The 22,102-nt window shown below is 41.7% G+C and carries 19 protein-coding genes; 6 read left to right on the top strand and 13 right to left on the bottom strand.

The window, feature by feature from the left end:
- Positions 1 to 5: 5 nt before the first annotated feature.
- The 11 genes from B9A52_RS03705 to B9A52_RS03655 all read right to left on the bottom strand — a co-directional run bounded on the left by B9A52_RS03705 (position 6) and on the right by B9A52_RS03655 (position 10,500).
- Complete coding sequence (locus tag B9A52_RS03705) at positions 6 to 974, bottom strand: DUF4249 family protein (RefSeq protein ID WP_084119043.1); 969 nt, start codon at positions 972 to 974, stop codon at positions 6 to 8.
- On the bottom strand, positions 958 to 3,573 hold the full coding sequence (locus tag B9A52_RS03700) for a TonB-dependent receptor (RefSeq protein ID WP_084119042.1): 2,616 nt from the start codon (positions 3,571 to 3,573) through the stop codon (positions 958 to 960). The genes B9A52_RS03705 and B9A52_RS03700 overlap by 17 nt, the downstream gene beginning before the upstream one ends.
- Positions 3,567 to 4,535 carry a FecR family protein gene (locus B9A52_RS03695; protein ID WP_084119041.1) on the bottom strand — a complete coding sequence of 323 codons (969 nt, stop codon included), beginning with the start codon at positions 4,533 to 4,535 and terminating at the stop codon, positions 3,567 to 3,569. Before B9A52_RS03695 ends, B9A52_RS03700 begins: the two co-directional genes overlap by 7 nt.
- A 52-nt stretch (positions 4,536 to 4,587) precedes the next feature.
- Complete coding sequence (locus B9A52_RS03690; protein WP_084119040.1) at positions 4,588 to 5,148, bottom strand: RNA polymerase sigma-70 factor; 561 nt, start codon at positions 5,146 to 5,148, stop codon at positions 4,588 to 4,590.
- A gap of 289 nt (positions 5,149 to 5,437) precedes the next feature.
- The gene (locus tag B9A52_RS03685; protein WP_084119039.1) at positions 5,438 to 5,944 is read right to left on the bottom strand and encodes a hypothetical protein; all 507 of its coding nucleotides are present in this window, start codon (positions 5,942 to 5,944) and stop codon (positions 5,438 to 5,440) included.
- Positions 5,945 to 6,092: 148 nt separating this feature from the next.
- Entirely contained in the window at positions 6,093 to 7,010 is a 918-nt protein-coding gene (locus B9A52_RS03680; RefSeq protein ID WP_084119038.1) for a sugar phosphate isomerase/epimerase family protein, read from the bottom strand.
- 279 nt (positions 7,011 to 7,289) lie between these two features.
- Positions 7,290 to 8,402: a hypothetical protein gene (locus B9A52_RS03675; RefSeq protein WP_084119037.1), complete on the bottom strand. Its 1,113-nt coding sequence runs from the start codon at positions 8,400 to 8,402 to the stop codon at positions 7,290 to 7,292.
- A gap of 9 nt (positions 8,403 to 8,411) precedes the next feature.
- Positions 8,412 to 9,170, bottom strand: coding sequence for a deoxyribose-phosphate aldolase (deoC, locus tag B9A52_RS03670; RefSeq protein ID WP_084119036.1), 759 nt, complete (start codon positions 9,168 to 9,170; stop codon positions 8,412 to 8,414).
- 27 nt (positions 9,171 to 9,197) lie between these two features.
- Positions 9,198 to 9,911 carry a GntR family transcriptional regulator gene (locus B9A52_RS03665; RefSeq protein WP_084119035.1) on the bottom strand — a complete coding sequence of 238 codons (714 nt, stop codon included), beginning with the start codon at positions 9,909 to 9,911 and terminating at the stop codon, positions 9,198 to 9,200.
- Positions 9,912 to 9,976: 65 nt separating this feature from the next.
- Positions 9,977 to 10,264 carry a type II toxin-antitoxin system RelE/ParE family toxin gene (locus tag B9A52_RS03660; RefSeq protein WP_197687267.1) on the bottom strand — a complete coding sequence of 96 codons (288 nt, stop codon included), beginning with the start codon at positions 10,262 to 10,264 and terminating at the stop codon, positions 9,977 to 9,979.
- 2 nt (positions 10,265 to 10,266) lie between these two features.
- Positions 10,267 to 10,500 (bottom strand): type II toxin-antitoxin system ParD family antitoxin, encoded by a 234-nt coding sequence (locus B9A52_RS03655; protein ID WP_084119033.1) that lies wholly within the window; start codon positions 10,498 to 10,500, stop codon positions 10,267 to 10,269.
- 376 nt (positions 10,501 to 10,876) lie between these two features.
- Here B9A52_RS03655 and B9A52_RS03650 point away from each other — a divergent pair, with 376 nt between their 5' ends.
- Positions 10,877 to 11,113, top strand: coding sequence for a hypothetical protein (locus B9A52_RS03650; RefSeq protein WP_084119032.1), 237 nt, complete (start codon positions 10,877 to 10,879; stop codon positions 11,111 to 11,113).
- Positions 11,097 to 11,438 (top strand): type II toxin-antitoxin system PemK/MazF family toxin, encoded by a 342-nt coding sequence (locus B9A52_RS03645; protein WP_084119031.1) that lies wholly within the window; start codon positions 11,097 to 11,099, stop codon positions 11,436 to 11,438. The genes B9A52_RS03650 and B9A52_RS03645 overlap by 17 nt, the downstream gene beginning before the upstream one ends.
- A 17-nt stretch (positions 11,439 to 11,455) precedes the next feature.
- Here B9A52_RS03645 and purU read toward each other — a convergent pair whose 3' ends face one another.
- Together purU and B9A52_RS03635 are read right to left on the bottom strand one after the other, a co-directional pair.
- A complete protein-coding gene (gene purU, locus B9A52_RS03640; protein WP_084119030.1) occupies positions 11,456 to 12,310 on the bottom strand; it encodes a formyltetrahydrofolate deformylase in 855 nt (284 codons plus the stop codon).
- Positions 12,311 to 12,322: 12 nt separating this feature from the next.
- Positions 12,323 to 15,259, bottom strand: coding sequence for a DEAD/DEAH box helicase (locus tag B9A52_RS03635; protein ID WP_084119029.1), 2,937 nt, complete (start codon positions 15,257 to 15,259; stop codon positions 12,323 to 12,325).
- A gap of 236 nt (positions 15,260 to 15,495) precedes the next feature.
- On the opposite strand from B9A52_RS03635, the gene B9A52_RS03630 reads away from it, so the two are divergent.
- From B9A52_RS03630 to B9A52_RS03615, 4 genes are all read left to right on the top strand, one after another.
- The gene (locus B9A52_RS03630; protein ID WP_084119028.1) at positions 15,496 to 15,903 is read left to right on the top strand and encodes a hypothetical protein; all 408 of its coding nucleotides are present in this window, start codon (positions 15,496 to 15,498) and stop codon (positions 15,901 to 15,903) included.
- A gap of 79 nt (positions 15,904 to 15,982) precedes the next feature.
- Positions 15,983 to 18,475 (top strand): YbcC family protein, encoded by a 2,493-nt coding sequence (locus tag B9A52_RS03625; RefSeq protein ID WP_084119027.1) that lies wholly within the window; start codon positions 15,983 to 15,985, stop codon positions 18,473 to 18,475.
- Between the two features lie 2 nt (positions 18,476 to 18,477).
- Entirely contained in the window at positions 18,478 to 20,358 is a 1,881-nt protein-coding gene (locus B9A52_RS03620; RefSeq protein ID WP_084119026.1) for a proton-conducting transporter transmembrane domain-containing protein, read from the top strand.
- A gap of 9 nt (positions 20,359 to 20,367) precedes the next feature.
- A complete protein-coding gene (locus tag B9A52_RS03615; RefSeq protein ID WP_084119025.1) occupies positions 20,368 to 21,996 on the top strand; it encodes a SulP family inorganic anion transporter in 1,629 nt (542 codons plus the stop codon).
- The last annotated feature ends 106 nt before the right edge of the window (positions 21,997 to 22,102 follow it).

Raw genomic sequence — 22,102 nt, 5'->3', positions numbered from 1 at the left:
TTGATTTATCTCAAATCCACCCATACTGATTTTCGGGATGTGAAGGCAGAAAAGTTACCCAGGCCTCCTTGCACATTGTTAGGAATCAAAATTGAGGTAACAAAAGGATAGTCGCCATAAAATCTTTGCTGGATTGCAGCCACATAATAATCATAGTAGCTTTTGCTGATGGTCCGCATTTCTGCACTTAATTCATATTGAGTATCGGGTAAGAAGATAATCCCATCATATTCCAATACAATGATTCGCTTGTTGCTTTTTGATCCAAAGACATTGGGATTAAACATAATTCCTGAATTTAGTCCTCCTTCGAAGGCCACGCCATTATTATCGACATTTAGCAATCCTTCGTTGTCCAACACCACCTTAACCTGTTGAACGTCATCAAATCCCTTTGTCCTGACAAAAAACAGCAAATGGAAGTAATTTTTTTCATCCAAAAGCTCTAAATCCACTTCTAAAGTGATTAGGCCATTGGCCCTGTTGATCGATAGTATTCGGAATGTGGGCACCTCTGCTGCATTCTCAGGGATCCGATCGGTAGTTTCCACAGCAGGGTATCCGGGAGCATTGACTTTAAGCGAATAGGATTTACCTGCCTCAGGCACTGACTCAAATGCATAAAAGGCCCTAAAAGCATAGTAATTGGGGTACTTTTTCTCAATATCCGGGAAGCCCACAGTGAAAGTTTCTGAAGGCTGGAACGTACCTTCTTCCAACTTCCTGTCTCCTTCCCAAAGGTCTACTCTGGCATCCGGAATATTCTGCAAGGCTAACATGGTAGTGGTAAATGGAATGTTATTGGTCACGGATATCAACAATGGTACATCGGGGCTGATATGACCATTGACTACCAATTTCTTTTGGGAATCAATGATTTCAATTGGTGAAGGAGACTCAGATAGGCAGGAACAGGTTGCATAAAGCAACCCAAGCGCTGCTAAATTTCGGATGCCTTTAGAAGAATATTCCATATGAAAAACCAGGGATAAGTGGAAACAAGGGATTGTCTATGAGTTGGATGGATGCATCTGATGCTGATCCAGGATCTTGGGATAGGAAGAAGGTGTTTTGTCGGTTATATAGATTATACACACTGACTGAAAAGCGGTGCCCTCCCCATGTGGTGGTTTTTTCGTAATTGGCAGAAACATCCAATCGGTGATAGGGCTTGAAGCGGTAGGCATTTCGGGCACTGTACTCAATGAGATCTGCATTATTTCCTATCCTATCGCCTGGGACCACTACATTTTCAACAAAGGTCGAAACGGGTAATGTCACCGCCCTTCCTGTCAGGTAAATCCAAGTGGCACTGATATTCCATCGTTTGCCAACTTGCTGATTGATCAAGGCGGAAAAATCATGTCTTCTGTCGAAAATGAATGGAAATGGTTCCCCGTTATTGATTTCTTGGAAAATCCGGTCCGATTTTGACCAAGTATAGGATATCCAACCCTGTGTTTTCCCCACCTGCTTTTGAAGCATCATTTCCACCCCTTTGGCCAATCCATCTCCGGTGGTCACCTTCTCACTTATACTTCCCGTATTCAGAAAAAATGTCACCCCATCTTTGAAATCCAAGAGACCTTCCATTTTCTTATGGAAGCCTTCTACCGTAAAATCAACCCCTCTGGAAAACGTTTTGGTATACCCCAAAGACCACTGATTGGCATTTTGTGGGCCTATCTCCGGACTGGACCCCAGCCAAAGATCGGTTGGCAGCCCGATGCCGCTGTTGGTCAGCAGGTGGAGATATTGGGTCATTTTTGCGTACCCTCCCTTGATGGCGTTTGATTCATTGATTGCCCATCTAAAGGAAGCCCTGGGCTGAATGGAAGGATAACTTACCCCACCCGACCAAAAATTACTGGCATGAATACCGACATTGACGCCCAAATTTCGGTTGATCGTTATCTCGTCCTCCACAAAAACAAACCCTTCCCATGCGTTATTCTCTTCCCTCAAGCTGGAAGAATCCTCCTCACGTTGGTTATTGCGGGTGATGGAGAAGTTGGACTGAAATTGATTTACAAATCGATGTCTGAGGAGAAGTCCGCCAAATTTCACAAAGTGTGTTGGATTTGGGAAATAGCTGAAATCAATTTTTCCCCCATAGTCCCGGATGGAGGACTGTTGGTCCGAAAAGTCCTCACTAAATATCCTTTCGCTACCTGATCTTATTTCTACATTGTTATCCGAAACGGTATTCAACTGATACCTGCTTGTAAAAATATTGACATTTGAAAACAGGGTTGGCTGAAAGACATGGTTCCATCGCAAAGAGGCCACCTGATTGCCCCAACCAAGTTTGACATCTTGTTCACTTTCTACCGTGGAGTTTCCGAAAGAGCTTATTCTTAGCGTATTGTCTCTATAGCGGTCATTTCCCTGATAAATGCTCATGTAGATCCGATCCTTGGCAGAAATGGTATAGTTGACCTTGGCATTGATATCGTAGAAGGAATAATTGCTTTGGCCTCCACTGGCACCATTTTCGATTTTTTGCCTTCTGGTAACAGGAACCAAAATAGGATCCAAAAAGCTTCTCCGTGCCGAAACCATAAAAGTCATTTTCTCCCCCGCCAAAGGTCCTTCCAAAAAGAACTTCGAGGCAAAGGTACTGAGTCCGACATTTCCTGAAATTCTTTCCTTAGTGCCTTCTTTCATGCTGATATCCAAGACGGAGGAAAGCCTTCCTCCATATCGGGCCGGAAAAGCTCCTTTGGTCAAATCCATGTTTTGGATCGCGTCGGCATTGAATACCGAGAGAAAGCCAAAAAGATGGGAAACATTGTACATAGGCACGCCGTCCAACAGGATCAGATTTTGATCTTGAGAACCGCCTCGTACATTGAATCCCGATGTGCCTTCGGTACCAAACTGTACGCCAGGAAGCAGTTGAAGAATCCGAAGCGGGTCAACCTCTCCGCCGATTGCAGGCAGCTTTCGGACCAAGGCCATATTTACCTTGAAGGAACTCATCTGAATTTCCTCCACCTTGTCTTCCACCGAGACTACGGATACCTCATCCAATAGCACATTGGCAATTTGGAGCTGGAAATTCTTCGCGATGTCTTGGAATAAAGCAACCTCTTCGGTCAGGGTCTGAAAACCCACATAAGAAATCTTTACCTTGTAGTTGCCCTGTGGAATGGATAATGCGAAGTATCCATATTCATTGGTGGTAATTCCGATTCCTGTCCCCAAGACTTGAATGTTGGCACCGATAAGCTTTTCTCCATCACCCTGATTGGTCACATAGCCGCTGAGAATTCTTCTGGAGGAAGCGGTAGGCGACAATAAGATCAGATTCCCCTGAATCTTATATTCCAATTGTAAGGCAGCTGTCCAAAAAGAAAGGATTTCTTCAAGTTTAGCCTGCTCAAAATTTAAGTCCACAACCTTTCCTTTTGGGAGGATTTGGCTTTGGTAGACAAACCGAAATGGAGTCTGCTGCTCAATACTTTCGATCAGTTGCTCGGAGGAGTAGGTTCCATTCAAACTTATCCGGTCCTGAGCTTTGGCCCAAAAAGACAAAAGACTGAGGATAGAAAACAGGAGTAGTCTTACCATGTCTCACCTCCCATTTCACAATTTCCACCTTGCAATACTACACTCGATTTGGAGGATTGCTGCAGTTCGCTTCCAAAGGTCATGGCTACAGCCTGCACCATCTCATCTGGAGTCAATCCTTCAAACTTGGCCGTGAGTCCGCAGCCCATCAAAGAAGTAGCCGAGACCTTTACCTCAATGCCAAAATTATAGGCCATGTCGGCGACAAACTGAGACAATGGTGCGTTGTCATACTTCAGTTCACCTGTCCACCAAGCAAGGTCATTGGCGCTTTTTTCCTTTTCTACGAACTGATCGCCCAAAATGGTCAGTGACATGTCCTTTGTCAGGATACTGCTTTGACCTGAAGGGACGCCAAATTCCACTTTACCGGAGAAAACAGAGACGGTGGCTTCTCGCGGCTGAGGCGATTGGACCAAAAAGGATGTTCCCAATACTTTGACAAAATGTGATTCGGTTTGGACCAAAAATGGTTTTTGCTCAATTCTTTTTACTTCAAAAAATGCGTCGCCTTCCAAAAAGACAGTTCGATCCTCCGCCAAATAGTTCTTAGAAACGGTCAGTTCAGCACCCTCTTTCAGCATCACGCGGGAACTATCTGACAGCCAAATCTCCATGGGCCCGTTTTCAGCGATGTAATGTTCCTGCTTGGATGAAATCGAAAGCCAAACCGATACAGAAATCGTCAGGATGACGGCCGCTGCTGCAGCATATTTGAAAAAGGCAGGAATAGTAAAAGTCTTCTTTTCCCCGATTTCTGTTTCAATTCCTGACCAAATCCTTTCCCGGTCAGGCAGAGGAATCCTGGAAGACAACTTTGCTGAATTTTGCCAAAGCACTTGGTAGCTTTCCCATTTCTGAAGATTCTCAGGACTTTTGTCAAGCCATTCATGCAATTCCTGAATATCATCCTGACTCGGACTTTCGAGCCATCTTGCCAATTGTTCGTCTGTAGGTTCCATTAGTTTCCTCTTTCCCTATAAGTCGAGAAGTGGATTCAAAACCCCCATCCTGCTAATGAAAAATTTGCAGCAATCCGAAAAATAGTTGTGGAAGGAGATTTTTTCTTAGAATTTTGAGGGCTTTACCGATTTGGTTTTCTACCGTTTTTGGACTGATATCCAAAGTTTTAGCGATATCGGCATAGCTCATTTGCTCATATCTATTGAGCTTGAATATCGTTTGGCAACGATCAGGTAGTGAATCGATCTGTTTTTTCAATAAGTGCAATCGATCCTCTTCAGTTGACTGATTTATTTCATCTTGGTCCTCATCAGCAAAATCCAACTGATCATTGTAAACAAAGTTATCATTCTTTTTTCTGCGATAATCTATCGCTTTAAATGTGGCTGCTTTAAGTAGATAGGCATTCCAGTTTTCAACTTGGGATAATTCTTCCCTTCGGTTCCAAATCCTGATAAAAATATCTTGGGTAAGTTCCTCCGCCTCTTCCTGATTATTCAAAAGAAAAAAAATTCTTTTATAGACTGAATTGAAATGAACCTCAAAAAATTTCCTATAGGTTTTTTGGTCAAAAACCGTAGATTGATTGGGCGATTGGTTTCTATTTCCCATTTTTTTGGCTCATTACCAATCAATAAGCTAAAATCAATGGAATTGTTTAAAATTTATTTGGAGGCATGAATTGATGATTTAAAGAAATAAATTAGGATTTTTTCCCGAAGCAAAATCCCTGACTGTTATAAAGGTCCCCATGTTTATGAACTCATGGAGCTTCAAAAAGATAATTATGACAAAAGCTCTATGCAACTTGAGGCAGAGATTTTATTTATTTTCTTTTTGGCGTGGTTTGGGGGCAGGAAAATCAAGTTGGCATACTTTGGTGAAAAGCACTAAAATCTTCCTACTCTAAAACTCTTTTATAAGCCATAGGGGTAGGTGGGGCACAATTTGCTATTCTTGCTCTTGGATCCAAAACATCATTACACCCCAGAAAGGTGACTACCAAAATAGTGTTATCTTCTTCAAGAGAAAATTCCGCTACTTCGTCAGGTATAACCCACTCAAGCTGTTCCTTTAATAGGCCAATTTCACTTGGCGGAATCAAATAATTTTCTGCGTAAAAATGGCTAATGGATGACAAAACCAACTTACCATCAATTTTGGAATAATTACCTTTAGAATAATCTAATATTCCTGGTTGAAGCTCTTCAGTAGGGATATTTCTAATAGAAATACTTTCGTAGGTGCCATTTGATTTGAATTCAAAGATATGCTCCCAGCTATCTTCTTCAGTACTAAATTCCTTTTCCCATTTTCCCTCCAGTTCTCCGGGAATAATGACTTCCTCCTGTTCTATACAAGAGATTACGGAAAGGAGCAAAATAGAGTAGAGTAAAGCTTTTTTCATAGGTAAATTAGGTTAAACTAGAATTAAGATTTTTAACGTGCTTTTTTCTAAAAAGATTAAAGGCACCGTAGCTTTCTTAGGAGCGTTCCTTGGTTTACAATCCATCGCCAATGTGAGTGTCTTCACTCACTTCCCTGAGTCAATAAGCCTACCCCAAAAACTGTCTCAAATAATTCCTACTGGTCAGAATAGCCTTGAATTTATCGGCTTCAGTTTTTTCGTAAGCTTTATCTTCTACTTCAATGCAGACAGGTCCCCTGTAGCCTACCGAAGTCAAAGCAGAAAAGAAATCCCTCCAATTCACATCACCAAGTCCCGGCAATTTTGGAGAATGGTATTCCAATGGGTGTGCCATGGTTCCCACGTGATTAAGTTTATTGCGATAAACTTTGGCATCTTTGAGATGGATGTGGAAAAGTTTGTCTTTGTAATCATAGATAGGTTGAATCTCGTCCATTTGCTGCCAAACCAAATGAGAGGGATCGTAATTCAATCCAAAATTATCGGAAGGGATAATGGAAAACATTTCATCCCAAATAGCAGGTGTATGCGCCAGGTTTTTTCCGCTTGGCCATTCATCGGCAGTAAAATACATGGGGCAGTTTTCGATGGCTATTTTGATGTTATGGTCCTCGGCAAACTTGATGATGGCCGGCCATTTTTTGGCAAAGGTTTTCAGATTATCGGAAATACTTTTGGTATGATCCGCTCCAATAAAAGTGTTGACAACTCCAAGGCCCATCTTACTTGCTGCTTGGATGACCTTTTTGATATGGGCAAAATAGTAGTCACTTTTTTCCTGATCAGCGTCCAAAGGATTGGGATAATATCCAAGTCCTGAGATATAAATGCCTCTGTTTCCGACATATTCCTGGATATAGGCAATCTTGCCTTCATCCAAGTTATCCACATCAATGTGGGTGATGCCTGCATACCTTCTTTCAGCTTTGCCCTTGGGCCAACACATGATTTCCACACATTCGAATTGATTTGCGGCAGCAAAGTCAATGACTTCTTCAAAAGAATTTTCAGCCAATATGGCACTTACAAATCCAAGGTTAAGCATAGGGGATTATATTTAGATTGATGTTTTTGATGGAACGCTGATGACGCTGATCTGGCTGATTTACACTGATTTTATCAGCGACAATCTGCCCTATCTGCGTCAACAGTGGTCTTTGGAAAATGGAATGCTGATGACTCAGATCAAACGGATTAACACTGATTTTTTTCTGCGATTATCAGCCCAATCAGTGTCATCAGCGTTCCATCGAAAATAACACACAAGTTATACTGTTCCAAAAATCCATAAAAAAATCAGCGACCATCAGCCCAATCAGCATCATCAGCGTTCCATCCACGATTCCAGATATTGGCTTAATTCGCTTAAATCAGGACTCTTTCCATTTTGGATATAGGCCCCAGAACAGCCCATGCCCAGCAAAAGCCTTTCCTCCATTTCCAATTCCAACAAACAGCCCAAGGCATAACCTGCGTTGAAATTGTCTCCGCCTCCGGTGAGGATCTTGGGTTCTGCGACCAATTTACCTTCAACTTGAACCATCCCTTTTTGAGTTATTGCAAAACTCCTGTTGACAGGATGAATCAGCAGACAGGCGATTGTCATGTTGTCAAATATGGCTTTGGCTTTTTCTTCCGTAGAAGTTTCTTTTTTACCCGGATTTTCCAAAGCATCAAAGACAATATTCGTTTCGTTTTCATTTAGACCAAGGGTGACTTCCCCAAATTCACTAAACCTGGAAATGATCTGAAGGGCTTCCCTGATCTCCTGATTGGATTTCCTGGAGGGATCACACAAATCGAAAAGGAATTTCTTGCCAACAGATCCGTTTGGCTTTACTATTTCATCCAATAGCCCTAGCCAGATATCAGAGGCATGAGGAAGATTTACCCAATCCACTGCGGCAACCAACTGACTGTCAAGATAAATTTTCTTAAGGTCATCAATACCCATTCTATCCTTGACTTTTTCCCAATTATAATCATCAAATGACCCGCAATCAGAAAATATCAATTTGCCATCGTGAAACTCAAATGCATCTGATTGCCCAGGATTCTCCAAACTGTGAACTTGAATATTGGGGTGCAGGTCCTCAAAAACAGGATGTATCTTGGGAAAGCCCAAGGTGCCCAAACAGTGGACCTGAAAACCAAGCGAACCCATGGCTTGGGACATAATGGGTGCGTTACCACCTATTTTGATTTCTTTGAGGGATAACTCCACTTGGCCGCTTTTGCCGGAAAGGCCTTTTACATGATCGGCGAAACCTGAAATATCCTTGAAAAATTGCTTCTCTTTACCGGATTTTTTGTGGATAACTCCATACAAGCTATCCACATACCCATCAAACCCAATCATGATGGATTGGTCAAGTTTATGGTTGTTGAGCTTTTGGGCCAGTTTCCCTAATCGATCATTTGCGTTTTTGGAAGCCATAAAAATTGATCAATAGCCTACACTTTCTTTGAATTCAGGCTTATCACCGGATTCTCCGCCATATTTCTTTTTGGCATCTTCCAGAATCGTCGCAGTGGCAGTTGCCCCGATTCTAGTGACTCCCCAGGATTTTACTTTGAGCAGATCCTCCAAAGTCCTTACCCCGCCGGCAGCTTTGATCTGTACTTCCGGATCGCTGTGTTTTCGCATCAATTTCAGGTCATGTTCTGTAGCCCCTTCATAACTGTATTTACCATCACTTCCTTTTATAAAACCATAGCCAGTGGAGGTCTTGACAAACTCTACTTTGGCCGCGCTACAGATTTCACAGAGTTTGATTTTGTATTTGTCTTCGGGTAGATAATCATTTTCAAAAATCACTTTTAAAGCAGCTTTGTGTTTTTTGGTTACCGCTGCAATTGCTTCAATTTCCTGACTCACATATTCCCAATCCTCTTGTAAGACTTTCCCTATGTTGACCACCATATCGATTTCTACAGCGCCATCTTGACAAGCTTTTTCGGTTTCGTAGACTTTTACATCTGTACTGCTATTGCCATGGGGAAATCCAATCACGGTACAGACCATCACATCCGAATCTTCCAACCACTTGACGGCATCCTTCACAGCATAGGGTTTGATGCAGACTGAAGCTGCATCATAATGTTTGGCCAATTCACATCCTTCTTTCAGGTCTTTGTCTGTCATCGTGGGATGCAAGAGGCTATGGTCTATCATTTTGGCGAGTTCTCTGACTTCTTTTAGCATATTTATTTATTTGATTTTTGAATATTTCTATTGAAAATAACTCCCGATAGCATAGGAATCGGTATTGAAAAACAGGGAACTGTAAATAAAAAAATCCTTTCGTGAAGTCCCATATTTTCGGTAAGTATGAAGGATGGGTTCTCCTATCTCGGTTTCGAGAAAAGCTGCCAATTCTTCGTCAGCCTTGACTGCCCTTACTTCCTGATCCATTGAAATGATTTCGATTTCAAAATTCAAAGCAAGAGTAGTGAACAAAGAATCATTGACAAGTTTCGCTTCTGCAAATTTTGGAAGGTTCATATTTGGAATATAGGTATACTCCAACATAATGGGTGATTGATTGATCAGTCTAAGCCGATGCAGGAAATAGCAACCGACTTCCGATTCTGCTTCTGATAGCGTATAGAAAAAATCATCCGGCCAATTTTGCAGAGCAGGACCTTCCAGAATCTGATTATTGACTTTGTCGTCTGTATGGCTGATCACTTCAGAAAAACCTTTGAAGGACAAAAGCCCTAAGCGTTTTTTCTTAAGATTTACGATGCTGCCTTTGCCCTTTCTTTTGATGATATAGCCATCATCTTCCATTTTTTGAAGCGCCTGTCTGACTGTGGCCCTGGTCATGTCATGTTCAGATGACAACACATTTTCAGAAGGAAGTAAATCCCCTTCCTTATAAACGCCTTTGATGATCTGTGATTTGAGCAGCTGTTGTAATTCCCTGTACTTGAAGGTTTCCATTACCAAAAATAAGAACCCCAACTTGTATATACAAGTTGGGATTTCAAAAATTAAATCAAACCTTTCTAAAGGTGACGATCTACATCCATGCGTTCATGTAAAATTCTAACGATTTCGATATCATTTTCCAATTGGCGGAAAAAGATTACATGTTTACCAACTCTATAACTCCTGTATCCGACGATAATATGGTCACATTTTCTTCCTTTCCCGGGTAATTCTGATAGTTCATGAAAAGCCTTATCTAAGTTTCTAAGATAAATATCTCTTTGCCCAATCCCCCATTCTTTTTGAGTATAGCGGGCTATAGATATTAGATCGCTTTTTGCCTTATTGGTGAGAAAAAATGCCAAAATTATTCCTTGTTGAGTTCCTCAAATAGACTATCTAGTGAATATTCAGCCCTGCCGCTTTCTTCACCTTCGATTATAGATCTCCTCAATAACTCCAATTTGGTTTCTTGAGCTTCCAAAAGTCTTAATGCAGCTCGAATTGTCTCACTTGTTGACCCATATCTTCCTTTTTTGATTTGTTGATCTATAAAATCCTCAAAGTGATGCCCTAATATAATACTAGTGTTTTTAGACATATAAATTTTATTTTACCCTAAATGTACCAATATATAATATTATTTGGTATTGAATCAAGTGAAATTAATGTTCTGACCAGAACAAATTTAAGTTAATAAAATATCACAGTCTTGATTCCATAAGCAAGCACCCCCGACTAGGTGAAATGTGGCTTGAGCGCTAAGGGTAATTTGCCTACCCTGCAAGCTGGTTACTCACTAATTCCGATAGCTGTCGGAATTATCAAAGAGCCTGAATGCAGGGCAGGCAAACTGCACCCAGTCACCACGGACCACTATTCTACATTTAAAAGCGAAACACTAGTATAAAAAGCTTGTCCCAATTAAACTTTTTTCACGTATATTGGTATATACTTTTGGTAATACGAACAGAAACATGAAAACACTTTCACTAAAATTGGATGAAGGGATCTTCGAGGAGACCGAAAAGATTGTGTCGGAAAATGGGATTCCGCGAAATAGGTATATCAATGAGGCGCTGAGGTTTTACAACCGAGTCCAAAAACGCAAAAAACTTGCGAAGGACTTTGCAATCGCATCAAAGATGGTCAAAAACTCATCGATGTTGGTCAATAAGGAAATGGACGAGTTGATCGATGAAGGCGCAATTTGACATTTGGCTTGCCAACCTAAATCCTTCAAAAGGAACTGAACCTGGAAAAATCCGACCTGTTGTTATCATCCAATCAGATCTTCTGAACAAGGTCGGGCATCCATCCACGCTTGTTTGCCCCATCACAAGTCAGCTATCCGAAGAGGAGAATGTGCTGCGGGTGAAACTCGATACCTTCGGAACAGGACTGGAACAGGATTCGGAAGTATTAATCGACCAAATCCGGGCCTTGGATAATCAACGGTTGCTTCAGCGCCTTGGCAAAATCGGAGCGGATCAATCAGAAGAGCTGTTGTGGAAGCTTAAGGCGATCCTGGATATTTAGCAGATCATTGGAATGAATCAATAAAATATCACAGTCTTGTTTCCATAAGCAAGCACCTTCCTTTCCAAGTGGTATTTGATGGCTTTTGATAAAACCACTTTCTCTACATCCTGACCGATTTGGACCAAATCCGAAGGTAAGTTATGGTGCCGTACTCTGGCGATATCCTGTTCAATGATAGGTCCTGCATCCAATTCTTCTGTGACATAATGGGCAGTGGCCCCTATTATTTTGACGCCTCTTTCATAGGCCGCATGATAAGGTTTGGCACCTACAAATGCGGGAAGGAAAGAGTGATGGATATTGATGATTTTGTTGGGATAATTACGGATAAAATCACCACTGAGAATCTGCATGTATCGGGCCAAGACCACAAAATCCACCCTGAATTCATTGAGCAATTCCAACTGTCTCTCTTCGACAAGATCTTTATTGGATTTGTCCATGGGAAGGTAATAAAATGGAATACCAAATGCCTCTACCACTTTCTTATGGTCAGGATGATTGGAAATGACCAAAGGTATCTCGACCTCAAACTGGCCAGAATAGAACTTGCTCAAAATATCGATCAGACAATGGGACAACTTGGAAACCATGATGGCCATTCTTGGTTTTCTGAAATTGAAATAGAGTTCAAATTCCATCTCGAACATCTTGCCAACCTTGGCCTCGAAAATGGGTTCAATTTCCTCTTTTTTGAGCGCGAAACTTTCAAGTTCCCAGGCGGCCCTCATAAAAAACATCCCGATTTCTTCATCCACATGCTGATCTATCTCCAAGATATTGCCGTGATAAGAAAATAAAAATTCCGATACTGCTGCCACAATACCTTTTTGATCCTTGCAGCGGATCATTAAAATTGCTTTTTTCATTTTGTAAAAATATTAGGTTAACAATGCTTCTATATCTTCTTTGTCCAAGGTCTTCATAAAGCTTTCCTCGGTACTGATGAGTTCTCCGGCCAAGGCCATTTTTCTTTGCTGAAGTGCCATGATTTTTTCTTCAACAGTATCTTTGGTGATAAATTTATAGATGATGACTTTGTTTTCCTGACCGATTCGGTGGGCCCTGTCTATGGCTTGGGCTTCTACAGCAGGATTCCACCAAGGGTCCAGCAAAAAGACATATTCGGCCTTGGTCAGATTGAGGCCAACACCGCCTGCCTTAAGGGAAATCAGGAAAATCTTTACTTCCTCATTTTCCTGAAAAGTAGTGACCTGTTTTTGTCTGTCTTTGGTCGTACCGTCCAGATAAGCATACTTCATATTTTCCTGATCAAGATATTCTCGGACAATAGCCAAATGTCGTACAAATTGACTGAAGACCAATACCTTGTGTCCTTCACTTGCGGTGGCATGCAACATGTGGATAACATCCTCGAGTTTACCTGAATCTCCTTCGTATGCCTTGTCAGTCAACTTGGGGTGATTGGCGATTTGTCGCAATTGGGTCAGGCCTCTCAAGAGCATAAACTGTTGATTTTTCATCCCGGGAACTCCCAATTCCTTGACTATTTTTTCCCTGTAATAACCTTTCACCTCTTCATAAGCTTTTTCTTGGTCAGAAGTCATCGTAGAGTATTTGATGTTTACTACTTTTTCAGGAAGGTCAGTAGCCACTTGGGTTTTTAATCTTCTAAGAATAAAAGGCTTGATCATGGCATTCAGCTTGATTGCTTTGTCCATGTCATTCTTTTTTTCAATCGGAAGAAGAAATTGTTTCTTGAACATGTTCTGATTGCCCAAAAGCCCTCTGTTGATGAAATTCATCTGTGACCACAAATCCATGGTGCCGTTCTCCACAGGTGTGCCTGTCAGAATCAATCTATGGCGGCAATTGAGTTCGTTAACTGCCTTCGCAATAATGCTCCCGGGATTTTTGATGGCTTGGGATTCATCCAAAATAATATAATTGAAATAGAAATCTTTGAAGATATCCACATCCATCCTGGTAATGCCGTAAGAGGTCAATACTAGATCGTATTTCGCAAATTGAGCATTGTCTTTTAACCTTTGAGTTCCGGTATATGTCAGGATTTTTAATTTAGGAGTGAATTTTTTGGCTTCCAATTCCCAATTATAAATAAGGGAAGTAGGCATGACCAAAAGTGAAGTCGCATCTGGGTTTGTTTCTTTTTCATGTGCCAAAAGTGCAAGGGTCTGAACGGTTTTCCCCAATCCCATATCATCAGCGAGACATCCGCCAAAACGGTATTCGCTCAAAAATCTCAACCAATTATACCCGGCTTTTTGGTAGGGGCGAAGGGTGCCTTTGAAGGTCACAGGCAAATCATACTCCTCAATACTGGAAAAATCCCTGAGTTTTTCCAGTTTTCGGCTAAGGGTAAGTTTTACCAGATTTCCACTTTGAAGTTCTTGGGCAAGTGCTATATGATGTTTTTTGAGGACAAGTGCATGTTCTTCGTTCTCTTTTTCCTGATCTTCCAAAAAGGCAAAAATTTCAGAATAATTTACAAACCATGAATCCGGGATTACTGCGATTTCACCATTGGGTAATTCAAATTCGGTTTTCCCCAAAAGCAACATTTTACGGATTTTTTGGAAAGGGATCTGATAAGGTCCAAACTGAATGATTGCATGAACATCAAACCAATCTATGTTTTCTTTGACTTCTACGGAAATATGTGCACGCCCGATAAAATAACGTTTACCTTTCATATTGGTGCCCTGCTGTATTCGGATACCAATATTTTCGAGTGATTCTTTATGGGTATTGATCCAATCGAATGCTTTTGATTTGGCTAAGGAATACCTGGCTGTACGGACTGGCAATCCAAGGTCTTTCAAATAATCTCCATATGATTTCTCCTTCTCGAGATCTCGAATTACTTTGTGAAAAATATAATTGTCTTCAATTTCTTCCAACTCTACATTGTTGGCAGTTTTATCTTCTGCCCTAAATGCATATTCACCGTATTGGAACTGAAGGTCAAATACTATCTTGTCTTCTTCTTCGCCATTTTCAAGGTTATTTCCAAATAGGTCTACTTTAGGGTTTGAAGGTAGATCACTGAGGCTCAGGACTGGATTTGGTTTTGATCTTTCCACTTTGATATCAAAGCCTTTGGCATAGACATCGAAAGAAGATACCAATTGGGTTATGAATTTTTCGTAATACTGTTTTTCAACTTTTCGTGGAATAACAATGAATTTTTTGTTCAGAAAGGGCTTCAGTTTTTTTCCATCCACCCCTTTTTCAAAACTGTACAATTGATAATTCACGACAAGCCAAGCAGGCTCGTGGCAAATCAAAAAACCGTTTCTATACTGCCATTCCAACTTTTCTCCCTGATATTTGATGGTGGGGAAATAATGGGTATTTTCTTCATTCCGTCTGAAATGAAAAAGGACAGAGGCTTTTTCAGGCATAATTTCAATCTCTCTCCAAATGGGATTGCCGTCATTCCCCATTTCAAAAAATCGTTTTCCGTGCAATTTTTCCAAAATCTTAGCCCGGAGAGCTTCCAGTTTCAATTCAATTAATTGCTGATATTCTTTGTTACCGGAATTCTCATCATAAATCTTCCTAAGAAATTCCTTTGGTTTGAGTTTTTTGGTGTTGAATCTTTTGACCACTGCATCCTGTTGCATTTCGTCCATCCAGCGGATCAGCTGAAAGTCAGTCTCATCCAGACCCGAGGAAAATTCAGGAGCATTGACATGCGATATGTTCTGATGGGCATAGGACAGCCTGCCTTTTTCATCCAACTGTACTACAAAGGATTCAAAAAGCAATCCCAGGAATTCATGGCTGAATAAAGAATAAATAATCTCAAATGGCTGTTCTGCTGATACTTTCATAGGGACAATTTGATGTCAAACGGAGCGAATCCGTCAACCAAACTCATTTTTGCTAAATAAAACAGTTCGAAAAATAAGGAATAAAATCTGATTCTGAAAGTGGAAATTTTTAGTAGGTGACACTTCTCACTTAATTTGATGCGGCAAGGACATAGTTTTGCCTTTGTGTAAAATTATTAAGTTTAAGAAACTGTTCATTAATAATTATCACTAGCTTTGAGCGAGAAATTGATGAAATGATTATTAAATCCATAAATCATTTAAAAATCAGCAATAAGAAAAGTTTTGCAGCGGCAACTTTAATGTTATGCTTATTTTTTTCTTTTCTAACCATTCAAAATGTAAGTTCTGAGCCAATTTATGATTCCGATTTAGTGGAATCGGAAGTTTCGACCACTGATTTTGGTTTTGAAAACAATATTAGCTCTAAAGTTTTTTTTATAGAAATAGAAGAGAATGAAGAAGATACAAAAAGAGAAGTCAAAGAGAATTCGGATCTAAATCAATCTGGATTCCGCTCACCGATTTATCCTCTCCAACTGTTTTTACACGTTGACGGATCGTCTTTCAATAATGAAGTTGTTTTTTCAAATGATTCTGAGTTGTATATTCTTTTTCATTGTCTTAAGGTTCACTTGGGATAATTTTTAAAACCTGACATAGTCCACAGGTTTAGTACTTCAATTTCTTAATACAAATTTTCTATTATAATCTTTGCTAATTATGGCATCACCATTGCCTGAAGAACTCAATCATGTCATCCATGAATTGGGTCACTACCTGCCTGCGCAAGCTCCTTTAAAGGACTTTGTGCATCATAATACATTGCATGCTTTTCAACAACTACCCTTCCATGAGGCACTGCAGACCGCAGCCGAAAACTTCGGTTACAAAACCTACCTTTCAGTAGAGTCATTTAGGGAATTATATTCCAAAAACAAGATAAGCGCGGATATCCTTGACCGGGTAATTCTTTCCCATAAAGGCCAAAAAGAGTCGGCCAAATGGAAGGATGTCATGCTCCATAAAAACTGTAAAAACCAACCTGAAGCCATTGTGGGCCGGTTGAGGAAGGTTTGGAAGAGTCATCACCATGTCAACCTTGATAAAGAAACGCATATTACGCTTTTCAGGATGTTGGGAAGTTATCTTGACCAAGGTATTGCCATCTGGAAATTCCCTGTACCTTCCAAGGGTTTTCTGGCCGCCATCCGAAACCTCGAATCCAACAGTTTTACCAATCTCTTCAAAACTGAAAGGGCGAAAAACTTACTCCTTGACCCCAAAACCAAATTGCAAGACCTGCTTGAAATTTTGGTCGGAAGCAAGGACTATTTCAGGCAATACCTTTTTGACCAGCAGTTTGCCCATCCCGGATGGTCGGGCATGGTCGCTGTATTGGAACATCAGCCGCAGAGTTTGTTGGACAAAAAAGCCATCAGTCTCCATGACCTGATTTTTGTTGAGTGTCTGCTTGAGATTGATGCGCTTGACAGGAGGCTGGGAGATCATTGGGATCCCTTGGTCAAACATCTACCCGAAGACCTCTTACCGATTTTGACCAAAACCGAAGGAAAAGAATATTATGATGTACTCAAAATGTGGCAGGAAGCTTTCGAATGGACCTATTTTGACCAAGTCATCCGGGGACTTCAACTCAGTCACGAAAAGGATTTCAAGAAGGAAGCCTCCTCATTTCAGGCGCTTTTTTGCATAGACGACCGTTGCTGTTCGGTCAGAAGGTATATCGAGCGGTTTGCGCCGGATAGCCAGACTTTTGGCACAGCGGGATTTTTCAACATTCCGTTTTTCTTCCAGCCAGAGCACAGCAAATTCATGACCAAAGTATGTCCTGCACCGGTGACTCCTGTTCATGTTATCCGGGAATCTGAAGCCAAATTGAGACACGAAAAAGACTCCCATTTCAGCAAACATTCGAAAGGGATTTTTGGAGGATGGGCGATTTCCCAGACCATGGGTTTTTGGTCGGCTGTAAAAATGGCCAAGAACATTTTCCGTCCCGGCCCTACACCTGCTATGGTTTCTTCCTTCAGCCATATGGATCCAAAGGGGAAACTGAGTATTGAATGCAAGTCTACCGAACATAAATATCATGGACTTCAGGTAGGTTTTACCCTGGAAGAAATGACCAATAGTCTGGAAGGATTGCTCAAAGGCATCGGATTGGTCAAGGACTTTGCTCCTTTGGTATACATTTTTGGACATGGGGCAAGCTCTGTAAATAATACCCACTATGCCGGCTATGACTGTGGTGCTTGTAGCGGACGTTCCGGTTCGGTCAATGCCCGCGTGGGTGCTTTCTTTGGAAACCATCCGGAAGTCAGAAAGGCCCTGGAAGAAAGAGGAATCTACATTCCTGTCACCACCCAATTTGTGGGAGGCTTGCATGACACGACGAGAGATGAGATGGAGTTTTATGACATCGATGTCTTGACTGAAGATAACATGCTCCGACACCAGAATAATCTCCAGACTTTTGAAATCGCCTTGGATTATAACGCCAAAGAAAGGTCAAGGAGATTTGATACCGTCGACTCCACACAGGAAGCCGCCAAAGTACACGAGAAAGTCAAGCTCAGGGCATTGTCGCTTTTCGAACCAAGGCCTGAATGGAACCATGCGACCAATGCACTCTGTGTGATCGGGAAAAGAGAATCCAACAAGCACCTGTTTTTGGATAAAAGAGCCTTCCTCAATTCTTATGATTATGGCATTGATCCTGAAGGAAAATACCTTCTGAACATCGTTAAAGCTGTGGCACCTGTCTGTGGAGGCATCAACCTCGAGTATTATTTCTCCAGGGTAGACAACCAACGGCTTGGGGCAGGGAGCAAACTTCCCCATAATGTCATGGGATTGATAGGTGTTGCAAACGGTATTGACGGAGACCTGAGGCCCGGATTACCAAGTCAGATGATCAACATCCATGATCCACTTAGGATCCTGATCACGGTAGAGCATTTTCCGGAAACAATCCTCAAAACAATCAAAACCCATGAAGCAACCTATGAGTGGTTTGCCAATGAATGGGTGAGACTGGTCGCTATCCATCCTGAAACCAAAGAGGCCTTTCTGTTTAAGAAAGGGGAATTTATTCCTTACCAGCCACATGCCAAGCACATTGAAAAGATCCAAAATCTGGATGAATTATTGGTTTCGACTTCCGAAAACTTACCTGTCTTCTTGCTGAGCTAATTATGGAAAATCAAATCATCATCAGCAGCTTTGTGGTTATTCCTTTTATAGGATTCTTACTTTCCTTGTTGCTACCCGAGAAAAATGAAGCCGGTCTTGCCAGAATGGCCTTCTTTACGATCAGCTTTCAGCTAGCTTCCGCTTTGGGATACATCGGATATTGGCTGATTGTACTTAAGGGCCGACCGGTGAATATCCCTGAATTCGTTTTATACCAGCACCATGATTATGAGTTTCTGATTGACTTTTACTTTGATAGAGTCACGGCAGTATATCTCTTTGTCGGAGCATTTGTTACATTTCTGATCACGCGGTATAGCAAATATTACCTGCACCTTGAGGAAGGTTATAAGCGCTTCTTCAACTCCATCCTTTTCTTTTATCTAGCTTATAATCTGACTGTATTGGCAGGGAATTTCGAGACGCTGTTTATCGGATGGGAGATGTTGGGGATCTCTTCTTTTTTGTTGATTGCCTTTTACCGCAACAGGTACCTGCCGGTCAGGAATGCTGTGAAGGTTTTTTCCATCTATAGAATCGGAGACATTGGGATCATTTTGGCCATGTGGGCAAGCCATCACCTTTGGCATGAAAACATCACCTTCCTGAAGCTGAACAATGAACAACTTGTAATCGAGCACCTCTCCCAACATGGAGGCATCGGCTTATTTATCTCGCTAGGAATATTGGTAGCTGCAGCTGCAAAATCAGCGCAGCTGCCATTTTCTTCCTGGCTTCCAAGGGCCATGGAAGGTCCCACACCTTCAAGTGCGATTTTCTATGGATCGCTTTCTGTGCATTTTGGGGTCTTCTTATTGCTTAGGACATTCCCTTTTTGGGAGCACCAGATTACAGCGCGGATTCTGATAGGATTGCTTGGTTTGGCGACCACTTTGGTGGCCTATCCTATTGCCCGTGTTCAGTCTTCGATTAAGTCTCAGATTGCCTATGCTTCCATTGCGCAGATTGGGATCATGTTTATCGAGGTCGCTTTAGGGCTACAAGTTCTGGCCCTGATCCACTTTGCAGGCAATGCCTTCCTGAGAACTTATCAGCTTTTGGTATCTCCTTCGGTGGTGAGTTACATGATCCGGGATCAGTTTTACCATTTCAAGCCAAAAGAAATTACTGTGGAAGATACATTTCCCAAGCGTCTTGAATACAGCCTTTTCATCCTTTCACTTAAGGAATGGAACCTGGATGTATTTATGAACAAATGGGTCTTTTCTCCCATCAAAAAGGTGGGAAGTAAATTGGATTTTCTCACTCCAAAAAACCTCCTCTTGTATTTCCTACCCATGTATGGAATCGGACTTTACGGCTACTTCCATCAAGAATACTTGCCTCAAGGAATACAGGAATTGATCCCCGGCACCTTTGCCTTTATAGGGATGATGATGGTATTCAAGGCGTTTTCTGAACGGAATTACCCCAGGCTGGCCTGGATGCTCGTCATTGCAAACCATTTCTGGATTGCACTTGCCGTTTCCTTCAACGAGACCTTTGACTACAATCAAACCCTGATTTACCTCAGCGGGGTTACCGTATTTGGCATCCTGGGATATGTGATCTTGGAATACTTAAGGAAAAAGGAGCCGGAGTATTTTGACATGAACCAATATTATGGACATGTCTATGAATACCGGAAACTGGCTTTGGTCTTCTTGATTGCCACCTTGGGATTGATGGCATTTCCTATTTCACCCACATTTATCGGAGTGGATTTGATCTTTAGTCATATCCATGAGGACCAATACCTTCTTGCTTTCTTTGACTCTGCGAGTTTTATCATTGGAGGCATCGCCCTGATCCGGATTTATTCCCGCCTTTTCCTCGGCCCCCATATCAAAAATTACCACGAAAAAGCACTCAAATCTTCTTAAGCCATTATCATGAAAACTCATAAATTTCAAATCCCTTTGACCGGTATAGCCGGACTCAAACAAAACTGGAGGGCAGACCTGACTTCTGGTTTCTTGGTATTTCTTATCGCTTTACCCCTTTGCCTTGGCATTTCTATGGCTTCAGGCTTCCCTCCTGTAGCCGGAATATTCACGGCCATCATCGGTGGCCTGGTAGTCAGCTTTCTCGGAGGCTCGCAGCTGACGATCAAAGGCCCCGCGGCAGGTCTGATCATCATTGCCCTCGGTGCAGTGACCGAATTGGGGCAGGGTGATCCCATGCTTGGGTATAAACTGACTTTAGCTGTTGTTGTAGCGGCAGGAATCCTACAGGTGATATTTGGTTGGATAAAGTCCGGGGTTTTGGCTGATTTCTTCCCCTCATCAGCAGTACATGGAATGCTTGCGGCAATCGGAATCATCATCATTGCAAAGCAACTGTTTACCATGATCGGTGTCAAGCCCGAAGCAAGTGAAACTTTAGAGCTGTTTGCAGAACTTCCGCATGCTTTCAGCGAACTCAATCCTGAAATCGCCTTGATCGGATTTATAAGTCTGCTGATTTTATTTCTTTTCCCTTTATTCAAAAACAAGTATATCAGAATGATACCTGCCCCCCTGCTTGTCATCTTGGTTGCCATTCCTATCGGAAGGTATTTTGACTTGGAGCATGAACACAGCTACCTGTTTTTGGATGGGCATGAATATACCATCGGGCCAAAATTTCTGGTAACCTTGCCGGACAACCTGCTTTCGGCCATCACTTTCCCTGATTTCTCCCAGGTATTTTCAATGGTATCCATCAAGTATATCATCATGTTTGCCTTGGTGGGAAGTCTGGAGTCTTTGCTAAGCTCCAAAGCCATCGATGGATTGGATCCATTCAAAAGAAAATCCAATATGAACAAAGATCTGATGGGAGTTGGGATAGGAAACACACTGGCAGGATTTATCGGCGGTCTGCCGATGATCTCAGAAATCGTCCGAAGCTCTGCCAACATCAATAACGGTGGCAAAACTGCCTGGTCGAATTTCTTCCACGGCATGTTCCTGTTGATCTTTGTGGCTTTTTTTCCAAACTTGATCCATCAGATTCCTTTGGCTGCTTTGGCCGCAATGTTGGTTTACACAGGTTTCAAGTTAGCCTCCCCTCAGTCTTTTTACAGCACCTACAAAATCGGTAAAGAACAGCTCGCAGTCTTCCTTGTCACCATTGTGTTTACCCTCGCCACGGATTTATTGATCGGTATCGGTGTGGGCATTCTTACCAAGTTTATCATTCACTTGGTTAATGGTCTTCCATTGAAATACATCTTCAAACCCATGTTTACAGTAAGCGAAAACGGAAATGAATTTACAGTTGATGTCTTTCATTCCGCTGTTTTCAGTAATTATATCAAACTCAAAAAATCCCTCGATGCGCTTCCAAGAGAAAAAACCATCCGGATCGATTTTAGCAATGCGAATTTGGTTGATCATACTGTACTTGAAAATCTGCACCATTACCAACATGACTATGAGCATACTGGAGGCCATTTTGTTCTCTGTGGAATGGACCATTTGAAGAAAAATTCAGACCATCACCTCTCCGGAAGGAAACTGAAAAAGGAAAAAGCATGATACAGCCATTCATTGATCTAATATTTAGCAAATATGGATATACGCCTCTTTGGCATTAACCCTATATTCTCCTTCAATCGGGGCGGAAGACCGAAGTCGGAAGACC

Source organism: Aquiflexum balticum DSM 16537 (genome assembly GCF_900176595.1).
GTDB lineage: Bacteria > Bacteroidota > Bacteroidia > Cytophagales > Cyclobacteriaceae > Aquiflexum > Aquiflexum balticum.
The sequence above is the reverse complement of the archived record's forward strand: the minus strand, read 5'-3'. Positions and strand labels throughout refer to the sequence as shown.

Coding starts and splice junctions, on each gene's coding strand:
- purU (WP_084119030.1), bottom strand. CDS start 12,310: ATGAAAAAAGCAATTTTAATGATCCGCTGCAAGGATCAAAAAGGTATT.
- B9A52_RS03695 (WP_084119041.1), bottom strand. CDS start 4,535: ATGGAACCTACAGACGAACAATTGGCAAGATGGCTCGAAAGTCCGAGT.
- B9A52_RS03635 (WP_084119029.1), bottom strand. CDS start 15,259: ATGAAAGTATCAGCAGAACAGCCATTTGAGATTATTTATTCTTTATTC.
- B9A52_RS03680 (WP_084119038.1), bottom strand. CDS start 7,010: ATGCTTAACCTTGGATTTGTAAGTGCCATATTGGCTGAAAATTCTTTT.
- B9A52_RS03665 (WP_084119035.1), bottom strand. CDS start 9,911: ATGGAAACCTTCAAGTACAGGGAATTACAACAGCTGCTCAAATCACAG.
- B9A52_RS03690 (WP_084119040.1), bottom strand. CDS start 5,148: ATGGGAAATAGAAACCAATCGCCCAATCAATCTACGGTTTTTGACCAA.
- B9A52_RS03650 (WP_084119032.1), top strand. CDS start 10,877: ATGAAAACACTTTCACTAAAATTGGATGAAGGGATCTTCGAGGAGACC.
- B9A52_RS03615 (WP_084119025.1), top strand. CDS start 20,368: ATGAAAACTCATAAATTTCAAATCCCTTTGACCGGTATAGCCGGACTC.
- B9A52_RS03625 (WP_084119027.1), top strand. CDS start 15,983: ATGGCATCACCATTGCCTGAAGAACTCAATCATGTCATCCATGAATTG.
- B9A52_RS03645 (WP_084119031.1), top strand. CDS start 11,097: ATGAAGGCGCAATTTGACATTTGGCTTGCCAACCTAAATCCTTCAAAA.
- B9A52_RS03705 (WP_084119043.1), bottom strand. CDS start 974: ATGGAATATTCTTCTAAAGGCATCCGAAATTTAGCAGCGCTTGGGTTG.
- B9A52_RS03685 (WP_084119039.1), bottom strand. CDS start 5,944: ATGAAAAAAGCTTTACTCTACTCTATTTTGCTCCTTTCCGTAATCTCT.
- B9A52_RS03675 (WP_084119037.1), bottom strand. CDS start 8,402: ATGGCTTCCAAAAACGCAAATGATCGATTAGGGAAACTGGCCCAAAAG.
- B9A52_RS03655 (WP_084119033.1), bottom strand. CDS start 10,500: ATGTCTAAAAACACTAGTATTATATTAGGGCATCACTTTGAGGATTTT.
- B9A52_RS03630 (WP_084119028.1), top strand. CDS start 15,496: ATGATTATTAAATCCATAAATCATTTAAAAATCAGCAATAAGAAAAGT.
- B9A52_RS03620 (WP_084119026.1), top strand. CDS start 18,478: ATGGAAAATCAAATCATCATCAGCAGCTTTGTGGTTATTCCTTTTATA.
- B9A52_RS03700 (WP_084119042.1), bottom strand. CDS start 3,573: ATGGTAAGACTACTCCTGTTTTCTATCCTCAGTCTTTTGTCTTTTTGG.
- deoC (WP_084119036.1), bottom strand. CDS start 9,170: ATGCTAAAAGAAGTCAGAGAACTCGCCAAAATGATAGACCATAGCCTC.